The following is a 12,192-nucleotide window of genomic DNA, read 5'->3' on the forward strand; positions in this document are numbered from 1 at the left end:
GCCCGGCCCAAACCGACGTTCGCTGTCCGAAAGGCGGCGGCAAGCTGCCAACGCCTCCCATTAGTCCAGGCGGGTGGCGACCACGGCCCACACCGGAAGGTGTACCCGGTGGTCTTGCAGCAGCGGCTGCAGCACGTTCAGCTGCTGCACGAGCGGTCGCATGCGCTCGAGCATCTCGTCCTGACTCTCCGAGACCACTTTGGTCATCGCGTCGAAGGTCTGCGGGAGGAAGCGCGCCTGGTAGGTGGTGGCGCCCAGGTAATCCACCCGCCACCCCCCGGCGCCGAGCACCCGGTCGAAGTTGTCCGCCGGTATGCCGGCCCACTGGATGCCGTTGACGTTGTGCGGGCTGAACTCGAACATGTAGAGCCGTGCCCCGGGTTTGGTGGCCCGGTGCAGCGCCTGCGCGTAGCGCGCCTGGGTGGCTTCGTCGCCTAAGAAGACGTGATAGAAAGCGCTGTCCACCACGGTGTCAAACCGGCCCTCGTAGCCGTCCAGGCGGGTGGCGTCGGCCACCTGGAAGTCGACTTCGACGCCGGCGCGGTCCGCGTTGCGCCTGGCCCGCTCGATGGCCGAGGGTGACCCATCAATCCCGGTCACCGAAAACCCTTGCGACGCATAGTGAATCGCGTGGTATCCGGGACCCGTGCCCGGGTCGAGCACCTCGCCGCGGATGGCGCCAAAGGCGACCAGTTGCTCGACGACCGGCTGCGGGCCGCCGATGTCCCACGGGATCAGTCCGTCGGTCAATTCCGCGTCGCCGTACAACGGCTCGAAACCGGCAACGTTGGCCTCGGTTGTCATGGGATTCTCGCTTCCTTGTCGACGGGGGAACGCACGTTCACGTTGTATACGGTTGCGTTCACTAAATCCCACCATAGCCGACCTGCGTAATGAACGCAATCGTCTACAACAAGGTTGCCTGGGGATGCCACTGCCGGTCGCGGGTCAGCGCGCTGACCGCGTGCCGATCAGCCCGCCAAATATCCAGGCGGGCAAGGCAATCGGTGACGGGCTAATGCGCCGAGACAACCGCCAACGGCACCGGGGCCGGTGGCGACTGACCGTTGGGGCGCGCCCACAGACCCCTGCGCTCGAGCAGCGGCAGCACGCCTTCACCGAACCAGTAAGCCTCTTCCAGGTGCGGATATCCCGACAGCACGAAGTGGGTGATGCCCAACTTCGCATACTCGGCCAGCCGGTCGGCGACCTCGTCGTGGGACCCGACCAGCGCGGTGCCCGCCCCGCCCCGCACCAGGCCGACCCCGGCCCACAGGTTGGGCGCGATCACCAGTCGGTCGTTGCTGCCGCCGCGCAGCTCGACCATGCGGCGCTGTCCCTCCGACTCGCTGCGCGCCAAGTTGGCCTGCATCCGGGCGATGTCCGCCGGGTCGATACCTTCGAGCAGCCGATCGGCCTCAGCCCACGCCTGGGCGGAGGTGTCCCGGCTGATCACGTGAATCCGTAAGCCGTACTGCAGGGTTCGGCTGTGCTCGGCCGCCAGCCCGCGAATCCAGTCCACTTTTTCGCCGACCGCGCCAACCGGCTCGCCCCAGGTGAGGTAGACGTCGGAATACTTCGCCGCGACCGGCCCGGCGGGGCCCGACGATCCGCCGAAGAACACCGCGGGAACCGGGTCGGGCCGGTTGTTCAGCGCCGCGCCTTCGACACGGATGTGGTCGCCGGTGAAGGTCACCGGCTCACTCGAACTCCACAGTTGCCGCACCACGTGCAGGAACTCGGCGGTGCGGGCATACCGCGACTGTTTGTCCAAGAAGTCCCCGTAAGCGCGCTGCTCGTGCGGTTCACCGCCGGTGACGACATTGAGCAGCAGCCGCCCACCGGACTGGCGTTGGAAGGTGCCCGCCATCTGGGCGGCCAGCGTGGGGCTGGTCAGGCCGGGACGCAGGGCGACCAGAAACTTCAGCGTCTCGGTGCGCTCGACCAGCATCGCCGTCGTCAGCCAGGCGTCCTCGCACCACAACCCGGTGGGGGTGAGCACCGCCTCGAAACCGTTGGTTTCGGCGGCCGCACAGATCTGGTGCAGGTACTTCAGCGTCGCGGGCCGGTCGCCACGCATCGCGGTACCGTGCCCACCCGCAACCAGATTGCGTGAATCGCCGTACGTCGGCAGAAACCAATGGAAAGCCAGGCTCATCCGGGTCCTCTTTCTGCTACCAAGGTCAACGGTCGATCGTGCCCAACGACGCCGGGCCGGGCTGTCCTGACTTTGAGCTGACGTTGCAGCTGCCTTTCTGGGACATCGCCGCTGCCAGGCCGCGTGCTTTCCATGATTGAGGCCCCACCACCGTTGCCCAAGGGCGAAAACCTCCCCAATCCGACCGGCGGGTGGTGCAAGAGTGTGCAGCCGTCACCGAAGGTCACCGCCCCGCGGGTCAACCACCCCGGTGCAGCGTCACGATTGGGCCACCGACCCGGCGTGGCTCGCCGGGAAAAACCCTGTCGGGGCGGCATTATGGCCCCGTGGCTGACCTGACCCGTCGCGCGGTGTTGCGGATGGGCGCCGGGGCAAGCGCAGGAGCCGCTGGTGTGTGGGCTCTGAGCGCCCTGCTGGATCCGCTCAAACCCCAGGCGGCGCCACCGCAGGCGCCCGCCCCGTTCGAGCCCCCGGCGGCCGGCAGCAGCTTGCCGACCAAGCTGTCCGGCTCGTTCATCTCGGCAGCCCGCGGCGGTATCCAGACGAACTGGGTGATCGCCCTGCCACCGGGCCAGACCAGGTTGTTGCGGCCGGTCATCGCCCTGCACGGCAAGGACGGCAACGCCGGCATGATGCTCGACCTCGGTGTTGAAGAGGGGTTGGCCCAACTGGTCAAGGCGGGCAAGCCGGCGTTCGCGGTGGTCGGTGTCGACGGCGGCAACACCTACTGGCACCGCAGGGCATCCGGCACCGACTCCGGCGCGATGGTGCTCGACGAGCTGCTGCCGATGCTGGCCTCGATGGGTATGGATACCTCCCGGGTCGGCTTCCTGGGCTGGTCCATGGGTGGATACGGCGCACTGCTGCTGGGTGCTCGGCTGGGCCCGGCGCGGACGGCCGGAATCTGCGCGGTCAGCCCGGCCTTGTACACCTCGTTCACCGGCAGCGCACCGGGCGCGTTCGACAGCTACGACGACTGGGTGGCCCACAGTGTCATGGGTCTGCCGGCCCTGAACCAAATTCCGCTGCGGGTGGACTGCGGCATCGGCGACCGCTTCTACTTCGCCACGCGTCAGTTCGTCAGCCAACTGAAGACGGCCCCGGCGGGCAGCTTCTCCGCCGGCGGGCACGACACGGACTATTGGCGCGTACAACTGCCCGGCCAGCTGGCCTGGATGGCGTCCTGAAGCGAGCACGATGACACTCCCCCAGGCAAACCCAGCAAACCCAGCAAACCCAGCAAACCCAGCAAACCCGGCAGACCCCGCCGGCCCGCTGCGTCCAGCAGAGCGGCCCCGTCGGGGAATCGGTTTCCGTCCAGACATCGAGGGCTTGCGGGCGGTCGCGGTGGTCGCCGTCGTGCTGTACCACGCGGGCATCCCGGGCGTCGTCGGCGGCTACATCGGCGTGGACGTCTTCTTCGTCATCTCCGGCTTCCTCATCACCGGGTTGCTGTGGCGCGAGGTGACCACCACCCGTACGGTCCGGCTGGGCCGCTTCTACGGTGCGCGGGCCCGCCGGCTGCTGCCGGCCGCGGCCACCGTCGGCGTGGCCACCGCGATCGGCGCCGCCGCTCTGCTGCCACCCCTGCAAGCGCGGCGGGTCTTCGTCGACGGCATTGCCAGCTCGTTGTATGTCGGCAACTACCGATTCGCCGGACAAGGCACCGATTACCTGTCCGCCGACCAGCCGCCGTCGCCCTTCCAGCACTACTGGTCGCTGGGCGTCGAGGAACAGTTCTACCTGGTCTGGCCGGCGCTGATCATCGGCACCGGCTGGCTGGTCCGACGTGTCGGTCGCGGCACCGGGTCGCGGGTGATGCCGTATGCCGTCGCCCTGGGGCTGGTGGCGGCGGCGTCGCTAGCAGCGGCGGCGATCTGGACCCGCACGTCGCCGTCCTGGGCGTTCTTCTCGCTGCCCACCCGCGCCTGGGAGCTGGCCGTGGGCGGGTTGGTGGCCCTCTCGATCGGTCACTGGCGGCGGCTGCCCCTGGCGCCCGCGGCGATCGTCGGCTGGGGCGGTCTGGCGCTGATCCTGTTGACCTGCACCCAGCTGGGCCGAAGCACTCCCTATCCCGGCACCGCGGCGCTGCTGCCGGTGCTGGGCACCGCGCTGGTGATCGGCAGCGGTTGCGTCACCGGCGCGATGGGAGTCGGTCGCCTGCTGTGCCGCCCGGCCATGCGCGCGATCGGGCGGGTGTCGTACTCGTGGTACCTCTGGCACTGGCCGGTGCTGCTCCTGATGCCGCCGCTGCTCGGCGATTCCGCCGGACTGCCGGCCAGGCTGGCGGCCATCATCGTCTCGGCCGGGCTCGCGGTGATCACGCTGCATCTGGTCGAGAATCCCGGCCGGTTCGCCGCGGCGTTCCGCCGATCCGCCAGGGCGAGCCTGGCGCTGGCCGGTGCGGCCAGCGGCGTCGCGGCGTGCGCGTCCGCGGTACTGCTGACCGCGATACCGGCGCCGGCCGGCCACGGAGCGGCCGCGCCCGAGGCCAGGATCGCCGCGCTACCTTCGGCGGCCGCGAGCACCGAAGGCCCCAGGCCGCAGGAGGCGGCAATCCGGAGCCTCTTCGCCCAGGTGCGCGACGCCGTCGCAGCCGCCGCGGACCTGCGGGCAGTGCCGACGAATCTGAACCCGCCGCTGGCTGTGGCGCCCGGCGACAAGGCCCCCGTCTTCGTCAACGGCTGTTTGCGGTCCTGGCGTGACGCCGGTCAGCACGAGTGCGCTTCGGCCGACACCGCGTCGGCGACGACCATCGCGCTGGTCGGCGACTCGCATGCCGCCATGTGGGACCCGGCTCTGCAGCAGGCCGCCGAGCAGCGGCACTGGCGGCTGGAGACGTTGGCCAAAGTGACCTGCCCGCTGCTGGACCTGCCGATCGTCAGCCCGTACCTGGGCCGCAGGTACACCGAGTGCGAACAGTGGCGCGCCGAGATACTCGACCGGCTGCGGGCCGAGCGGCCGCGCCTGGTGGTGCTGGGCATGAGCCGCCGCTACCACGCGGACTTCAGCTTCGCGTCCTACGACCCGGCCTGGATCGATGCGCTGTTCCGGACGGTGGCCCAGCTGCGCAGCAACGGTTCGGCGGTGCTGGTGCTGGGCCCGGTCGCCGATCCGCAGTCTTCGGTGCCGACGTGCCTTTCCGCGCATCTGGACGACGCCCGCGGCTGCGCGCCCCTTCGGTCGGTGGCCGCCAACGGCGACGGCATCGCCGCCGAGCAGGCTGCCACCGCAGCCGGCGGCGGCCACTATGCGGATCTGACCGACCTGTTCTGCAGCACCGAGCGATGTCCGGTGATCGTGGGCAACACCCTGGTGTTCCGCGACGACAACCACGTGACAACCCAGTACTCGCAGCTGCTGACACCGGTTATCGGTGCGCTGGCCGATCGCGCCCTGGCCGAAGGGTGAAGTTGGATTACGACACGGATGAATTTCTTTGCGAATGAACCACATAACCGCACAGAACGTGTTATCAATGAAAGAGTCTTGGAGGTTTCGAGATGAGTCCGTTGATGGTGATATTTGTGACGGCCCTCACGCCAGTCGCCGGGCTCGGTCTCGTGCAATTGCAAGCGCGCCTTGAGCGTTGGGACTACGAAAGGCACGCAGAAGACTGAATGGCGACGCTGAACACCTTGTGCGGCTGACGGTTTGGACGAAAATCAGCTCGCTCATCGAAGCAATTGCGCGCGAATGAGCGGTGCGATCTTGTCCGCCAGATATTGATGCCCGGCGTCGGTGGGGTGCACGCCGTCAGCGCCGATCAACTCGGGCCTGTCCACAAACCAGCCGTCGCCGATCGGATCGACGAAGGCTGCTCCCGCGGCGTGAGCCGCGGCGTTCAGCACGTCGCGAATCTGCAGCACCGAATCGGGGACCGCGGCGGTGGGCCACGGTGGCCCGATCACCAGCAACCTCGCAGACGGTGCCAAGCGGCGTGCCAGATCAAAAGTCCCGCCGGCCTTTTCGGCCAGCAGTTGCGGCTCGACGCCCTCGTCGTTGCGCGAGCCGAAGAACACCACCAGCACATCGTCGGGCTTGACGGCCCTGGCGGTCAGATCCTCGAACACGCTGCCATGGTCACCGGGCACCGCGTAACCGGCTCTGCCCTCGGCTGCCACCTCGGCGGCAATCCGCTCTCCGCCCCGAGCCAGCGCCTGCCAGGCGCGAGCCGTCCACGACGTGGAGCCCAGGCCTCCCTCGTCGGTGCCGGCGGTATAGGAGTCACCGATCACCGCGAGGTGGGTGAGCCGGAAATCCATGGTCAACGGGCGGTAGCCGGGGGTTGCCGGGGTTGCGCCGGCCATCAGAGTCAGACCAACGATGAACATGGCCACCCGACTCACTACCAACCTCCGCTGGGATACGGCGTCGTCATCGTACGAGGAATCTAGGCGAACCCGCCGTCGACGCGCTGCAACCGTCACACCGCGCGGGCCGAAACCGCTTCCCGCGCACCGTCGATCGGGTGAAGCGTGGCGCTTGCCGACTCAGCGGATTCGCTTTTCCGGGGCACTGCTCTTACATCTACCATCCTGCGCATCCAGCAGCGCGCGGGCTCCTCGACGAAGTGATACAGCAAGATCGAGGCACCCACGGCGATCGCGAGCAGGCCGATGATGTTCCATTTCCACGGGTTGTCCTGCGGCGTCAGATCGAATTGAAGAACGGCCCAACCCCACCCGGTGTGCACCAGCTCATGCACCATGTACAGGCAAAATGAGATTTGCCCGCCGTAAACCATCAGTCGCGTCGACAGCAGTCTGGGCAAGCTGCCCAAGCCCACTGCCAGCGCGATCACCAGCGGAACGAACAGCACGTCGACCACGCCGCCGCTGTCCACGACTCCGGTGATGGGATGCGCGTCCAACCAGTACATGACGGCCACCATGACCGCGATCAGCAGCAGCGAAAGATATCCGGCCACGCGGCGAGCACTATCGGACAGCCGCAACCGGCGCACCGCGGCGCAGGCCAGCGCGCCTGCGATGAACTGTGTGACGATGCGCGGCAGCCAACTCCACGGCGTGTAGAACTGGCCGCTGGCCAGCAACAGCAGCACCGGCGGCAACGACGCGGCGAACGCCAGCAAGATCAGGCTCCGAGCGCGGGTAGCGCGCTCCATCCGCAAGATCACCAGGATGAGCAGACCGAACAGCAGGTAGGCCAGCCATTCGGCGCTGATCGACCAGGCCGGGCCGTCCCAACTGGACCCGTCGAAGAAAGGCTGAAACCACAACTGCACCAACAGGATCTGCCGCACATAGCTGATGGCGGTGAGATCTCTCACTTCCGGTAGCGGCACATGCCCGACGTGCAGGCTCAAGATCACCAGCAGTGCGGCCAGGTGCAAGGTGACCAGGTAGACCGGCCACACCCGGGCCAGCCGCAACCACAGGAAATGCACGGTGGCCCGGGTCGACCAGGACCGGCCCATGCGGTCGAGGTAGTTCCAGGTCAGCACAAAACCACTGAGAATGAAGAACAGGTCGACGCCCTGTGCACCGCAGTTGAGCACCGGCGCGAGGGCATCGCGGAATTCCGGGGATGCATCGCCCAGCATCGGCCGGAAGTGAAACAGCACGACCCACACCGCGGCGATGATGCGAAGTCCGGTCAGCGACTTGATCTCCCCGCGGATCTCACCCCTGATGTCTGCGGTGATGTCTCCGGTGCGCACGACGCTCTTTCCGTCTGAACTCTGCTGTTTCGTCAACTGATTGCCCGGCTCTGCCCCGCAAGCTCCCCGACGGGCGGGTGGTGTCGGTGCCCCAACCTCGCTAGGTGGCACGCGCATCGTCGTCGGGCGTTCGCCTGCTGCTTCGGCTGAGCGGGCGACCCGCCTGTTGTCCAGCCCGCCGACTGGCGAATGGGCAGCCATCGCAGCCTAACAGCGAGACGGTCCCGACGGCACCCGGCGCATCCTGGGAGGTTGCCGTGGGACACCACCGCCAGCCGCGAGCGACGTTGCTGGAGGCCCGGCAAGCGCCGTGAAAATCGCTCTTAGCGAAGAGTTAGACGCGGCTTTCGGTCTCCTTATGTTTGCGGGTTAGCGTTGGGGCCCAGACTGCCACGGGGAGTGAGGCTGCTCATGACAATCGCCAACGTCGCTGATCCGACGAGTCGACGGGGAAACTGGACCTACGACTGCGCCGGCGCTCAGATTCGGGCGCACCGTCGCCACCTGGCCACGGTGCTGACCATCCGGGGAGAAATCGACGCCGTCAACGTCGATGACGTCAGCGAGTATCTTCGCCGGTTCATCCTCGGGGATCACCCCGTGGTCGTCGACCTCAGCGACGTCGGTTACTTCTCTGGGGCCGGCCTCGCGTTATTGCAGATGCTCGACGAGAACTGCCGTGCCGCCGGTGTGCAATGGTCACTGGTCGCGAGCCCGGCCGTCCGCCAGCTGGTCGGCGACGACCGCGACGACGCACCGTTTCCGCTCACCGGCTCAGTCCACGAGGCGCTTCGCGACCTGGCCGACGCCATCGTCAGCCGCCGTCAGCTGGTCCTGCCGCTGATCAGGAAGACGGCTTAGTCGCCGGCGGGGGTGTCGCGGGTGTCGATGGGGCCCTTGATCGGACTCGGCCGGGCGCTGCGCCGCAACCTGACCGTCCCCACCACCGCGAGAATTCCGGCGACTGTCGCCAGCAACAACGTCAGCACCAACAGCTGCGGGTGATAGACCACCGACACGGTGACCGGCTGCCCGTCGGCAACCGGCCCGACGGCCACCGTCGAGCGGGTGTGCAGCCAGCTTGCCGCGGTGGCCACCACCGCGGCCACGGCCACGGCCAGCTCGGCCACCGCCCGGTGCCGGGCGGTCATCGCGCCGGCCCGGTGTCGTCGTCGTCGACGTCCACCTGAACGGGCTCCACACGCTCGGTGACCAGTGGAGTCAGCGCGGCCCGCAGGTGACGATGCCGACGCGCCCACGCCTGGGCGGTGCGGCCCCCGGTGAGCTTCAGACCGATGCCCACCCGGCCCCGCGGCACCCCGGCCAGTTCGCCGAGCGCCCGCGCCGACTGCCACTTGGCCAACGGCTTGCCCGATGCCGCCGAATTCTCCGGCTCGGGAAACACCTTCACGATCTCGGACACCAGGATGGTCTCGGTGCCCTGCCGCAACGCGTCTTCGGTGAGCTCCACGGAGGTGTGGACGCGCGCCGCCTTCACTTGCACGGCCACGAACGCCGACACCATCACCAGGAAGATCGCCGGCGTCACCAGCCCAACCCCGCCGCCGCCGGACATTTCGATCAAGATCATCGACACGGCCGCGAACGGGCCGGCCAGCAGCCAATACCAGCTGGCCCCGGGTTCGTAGAACAACGGCTTGGATTTGGTGTCCCCCGCTGATGTCATGGAAGCCTCCGTCACGAAAGCCAACCCGCCGCGTGGGCGGCCCAGTAGCTGAGCACGATATCGGCCCCGGCGCGCCGGATGCTGGTCAACGATTCCAGCGCGGCGGCCCGTTCGTCGATCCAGCCGTGAGCCGCGGCAGCGCAAATCATCGCGTACTCCCCCGAGACCTGGTAGGCGGCGACCGGCACCGGCGAATTGGCGGCCGCCGCAGCCACTATGTCCAGGTACCCCATCGCCGGTTTGACCATCACGATGTCGGCACCCTCGTCCAGATCCAGGTCGATTTCGCGCAGCGCCTCCCGCGCGTTGCCCGGCTCCTGCTGGTAGCTGCGCCGGTCGCCGGACAGGCTGCAGCTCACCGCCTCGCGGAAGGGGCCGTAGAACGCCGAGGCGAACTTCGCGGCGTAGGCCAGGATCACCACGTCGGTGTAGCCGGCGGCGTCCAGGCCGTCGCGGATAGCCCCCACCTGGCCGTCCATCATCCCACTCGGACCGACCACGTGAGCACCCGAGTCTGCTTGTGCCACAGCCAATTCCACGTAGCGGGCCACGGTGGCGTCGTTGTCGACCCGGCCACGCTCATCGAGGACACCGCAGTGCCCGTGGTCGGTGAACTCGTCCAGGCAGGTGTCGGCCATCAACACCGTCGCGTCGCCGAGGTCCTTGGCCAGGTCCCGAAGGGCGACGTTGAGGATGCCATCCGGGTCGGTGCCGGCCGAGCCGATCGCGTCCTTTGCCTGGTCCCGGGGCACCCCGAACAGCATCAGCCCGCCCACCCCGGCGGCGACGGCGTCGGCGGCGGCGCTGCGCAGTGAATCACGGGTGTGTTGCACCACGCCCGGCATAGAACGGATGGGTCGCGGTTCGTCGATACCGTCGGCAACGAACATCGGAAGCACCAAATGCCTTGGCTCCAACGAGGTTTGCGCCACCAAACGACGCATCGCGGGGGTCGAGCGGAGCCGGCGTGGCCGCTGCCGCGCGGAGCTCACTAGCGCCTGCGGCTCTTCTTGCGCGGCGGCGGCAGCGCGCCCTCGGCGCGCAATCGGGCGGCATGCTCGGCCAGGGCGTCGACCAGCGGACCCACCGCGGCGGTCTCCGGCTGGACATCCACCCGAAGCCCGAATTCGGCGGCGGTCTCGGCGGTCTTGGGGCCGATACAGGCGATGATGGTGCGCGCATGCGGCTTACCGGCAATGCCGACCAGGTTGCGCACCGTCGAACTCGAGGTGAAACACACCGCGTCGAAACCGCCCGTCTTGATCATTTCGCGGGTGGCCGCCGGCGGGGGCGCAGCCCGCACGGTCCGGTAGGCGGTGACGTCCTCGATTTCCCAGCCACGTTCCCGCAGACCCTCGGCCAGCGTTTCGGTGGCGATGTCGGCGCGCGGCAGCAGGACCCGGTTGACCGGGTCGAAAATGCTGTCATACGGCGGGAATTCGTCGAGCAGACCCATCGACGACTGCTCGCCGGACGGCACCAGCTCGGGGCTGATCCCGAAGGCACGAACCCGGTCGGCGGTCGACTCGCCGACGCAGGCGATCTTGACCCCGGAGAACGCCCGCGCATCCAGACCGAATTCGCCGAACTTCTCCCAGACGGCCCGTACCGCGTTGGTCGAGGTGAACACCACCCATTGGAACCGGCCATCGACCAGGCCCTTGACGGCGCGTTCCATTTGCGCGGGGCTGCGCGGCGGTTCGACGGCAATGGTCGGCACCTCGACCGGCAGCGCTCCGTAGGACGTCAACCGCTCGCTCATCTCGCCGGCCTGGTCCTTGGTGCGCGGCACCAGCACGGTCCAGCCGTACAGCGCCCGGCTCTCCCACCAGTTCAGCTTGCCCCGGTTACTCACGGTCTTGCCGATGGTCACCACCAGCGGCCCGGCGAACGGGCCAGCGGGGTCGGTGCCGCCCAGGATGGCCGGATCGGTCAGTCCCTGCAGCGTGGTTTCGACCGATCGCTGCTGGCAGGTGGTGCCTTGCGCGGTGACCACGCACGGCGTCGTGTCGGCCAGCTCGTGGTCGAGAAGGGTGCGTGCGGCGTCGGCCAGATGGGACGCGGTCGCCTGCAGGATCAGCGGTCCGGGGGCCGCGGCCAGTGCCTCCCAGTCGGTGTCATCGAGATCGCCGCGCACGTCGGCCACCGTGTGCGAGGAGCCCAGCGGCAGCCCGGCATACGTCGGGACCGCGCTGGTGGCGGCCAGCCCGGGCACGACCTCGAAGTGCAGGTGGGTGCGCGCCACGGCGTTCACCTCGGTGATCACCGCGTCCACCGACAACGGGTCGCCGGCCACCAGCCGCACCACGTCGGCACCCGAACGGGCCTCGGCGGTCAGCGTCTTGGCCACATCGGCGGGTTCGCCCAGCGCCGGGCGGATGTCGGGGCCGCTCGAGACCACCGCTGGAGCAGTCTGGGCGGGATCTCCCGGAGCCGGGCCGACGTTCTCCCCCGCATGGGCAGCCGGCGCAGGTCCGGATACCGGTGGCAGGTCCTTGCCGATCAGCGCCAGCACCGGCTCGGGTACGTCGGGGTCGGTGAACACCAGAGCGGCGTTGGCCAACACCGCGGCAGCCCGTGTGGTCAGCAGACCCGGGTCGCCGGGACCAGAACCCACAAAAGTGATGCGGCCCGGAGTCGGCTTACGCCCTCGCGTCATCATTG

Annotated in this window: 11 protein-coding genes; 3 read left to right on the forward strand and 8 right to left on the reverse strand. The window is 68.4% G+C overall.

Going from position 1 to position 12,192, the window contains the following annotated elements; genetic code table 11:
- Nucleotides 1-60: 60 nt before the first annotated feature.
- Both AWC07_RS16760 and AWC07_RS16765 read right to left on the reverse strand, forming a co-directional pair.
- Nucleotides 61-804 (reverse strand): class I SAM-dependent methyltransferase, encoded by a 744-nt coding sequence (locus tag AWC07_RS16760; protein ID WP_085105151.1) that lies wholly within the window; start codon nucleotides 802-804, stop codon nucleotides 61-63.
- 211 nt (nucleotides 805-1,015) lie between these two features.
- On the reverse strand, nucleotides 1,016-2,158 hold the full coding sequence (locus tag AWC07_RS16765) for an LLM class flavin-dependent oxidoreductase (protein WP_036419319.1): 1,143 nt from the start codon (nucleotides 2,156-2,158) through the stop codon (nucleotides 1,016-1,018).
- A gap of 359 nt (nucleotides 2,159-2,517) precedes the next feature.
- Between AWC07_RS16765 and AWC07_RS16770 the strand changes: the two genes are divergently transcribed.
- On the forward strand, nucleotides 2,518-3,345 hold the full coding sequence (locus AWC07_RS16770) for an alpha/beta hydrolase (RefSeq protein ID WP_051508257.1): 828 nt from the start codon (nucleotides 2,518-2,520) through the stop codon (nucleotides 3,343-3,345).
- 10 nt (nucleotides 3,346-3,355) lie between these two features.
- Nucleotides 3,356-5,569: an acyltransferase family protein gene (locus AWC07_RS16775; protein ID WP_085105152.1), complete on the forward strand. Its 2,214-nt coding sequence runs from the start codon at nucleotides 3,356-3,358 to the stop codon at nucleotides 5,567-5,569.
- A gap of 263 nt (nucleotides 5,570-5,832) precedes the next feature.
- On the opposite strand, the gene AWC07_RS16780 is transcribed toward AWC07_RS16775, so the two are convergent.
- Both AWC07_RS16780 and AWC07_RS16785 read right to left on the reverse strand, forming a co-directional pair.
- On the reverse strand, nucleotides 5,833-6,492 hold the full coding sequence (locus AWC07_RS16780) for an Rv0518 family GDSL lipase (protein WP_425271255.1): 660 nt from the start codon (nucleotides 6,490-6,492) through the stop codon (nucleotides 5,833-5,835).
- A 92-nt stretch (nucleotides 6,493-6,584) separates the two neighbouring features.
- Entirely contained in the window at nucleotides 6,585-7,814 is a 1,230-nt protein-coding gene (locus AWC07_RS16785; RefSeq protein WP_036415998.1) for an acyltransferase family protein, read from the reverse strand.
- Between the two features lie 438 nt (nucleotides 7,815-8,252).
- Between AWC07_RS16785 and AWC07_RS16790 the strand changes: the two genes are divergently transcribed.
- Nucleotides 8,253-8,702: an STAS domain-containing protein gene (locus AWC07_RS16790; RefSeq protein ID WP_036415994.1), complete on the forward strand. Its 450-nt coding sequence runs from the start codon at nucleotides 8,253-8,255 to the stop codon at nucleotides 8,700-8,702.
- Here AWC07_RS16790 and AWC07_RS16795 read toward each other — a convergent pair.
- Genes AWC07_RS16795 through AWC07_RS16810 form a run of 4 tightly spaced genes read right to left on the reverse strand, consistent with a single transcriptional unit; the run spans nucleotide 8,699 to nucleotide 12,187 of the window.
- The gene (locus AWC07_RS16795; RefSeq protein WP_036415992.1) at nucleotides 8,699-8,992 is read right to left on the reverse strand and encodes a hypothetical protein; all 294 of its coding nucleotides are present in this window, start codon (nucleotides 8,990-8,992) and stop codon (nucleotides 8,699-8,701) included. The genes AWC07_RS16790 and AWC07_RS16795 overlap by 4 nt on opposite strands.
- Nucleotides 8,989-9,528 (reverse strand): hypothetical protein, encoded by a 540-nt coding sequence (locus AWC07_RS16800; protein WP_036415990.1) that lies wholly within the window; start codon nucleotides 9,526-9,528, stop codon nucleotides 8,989-8,991. The genes AWC07_RS16795 and AWC07_RS16800 overlap by 4 nt, the downstream gene beginning before the upstream one ends.
- Nucleotides 9,529-9,539: 11 nt before the next feature.
- The gene (gene hemB, locus AWC07_RS16805) at nucleotides 9,540-10,520 is read right to left on the reverse strand and encodes a porphobilinogen synthase (RefSeq protein WP_036415988.1); all 981 of its coding nucleotides are present in this window, start codon (nucleotides 10,518-10,520) and stop codon (nucleotides 9,540-9,542) included.
- On the reverse strand, nucleotides 10,520-12,187 hold the full coding sequence (locus tag AWC07_RS16810) for a bifunctional uroporphyrinogen-III C-methyltransferase/uroporphyrinogen-III synthase (protein ID WP_139829746.1): 1,668 nt from the start codon (nucleotides 12,185-12,187) through the stop codon (nucleotides 10,520-10,522). Before AWC07_RS16810 ends, hemB begins: the two co-directional genes overlap by 1 nt.
- Between the last annotated feature and the right edge of the window lie 5 nt (nucleotides 12,188-12,192).

Source organism: Mycobacterium gastri, from assembly GCF_002102175.1.
In the GTDB taxonomy this organism is placed as follows: domain Bacteria; phylum Actinomycetota; class Actinomycetes; order Mycobacteriales; family Mycobacteriaceae; genus Mycobacterium; species Mycobacterium gastri.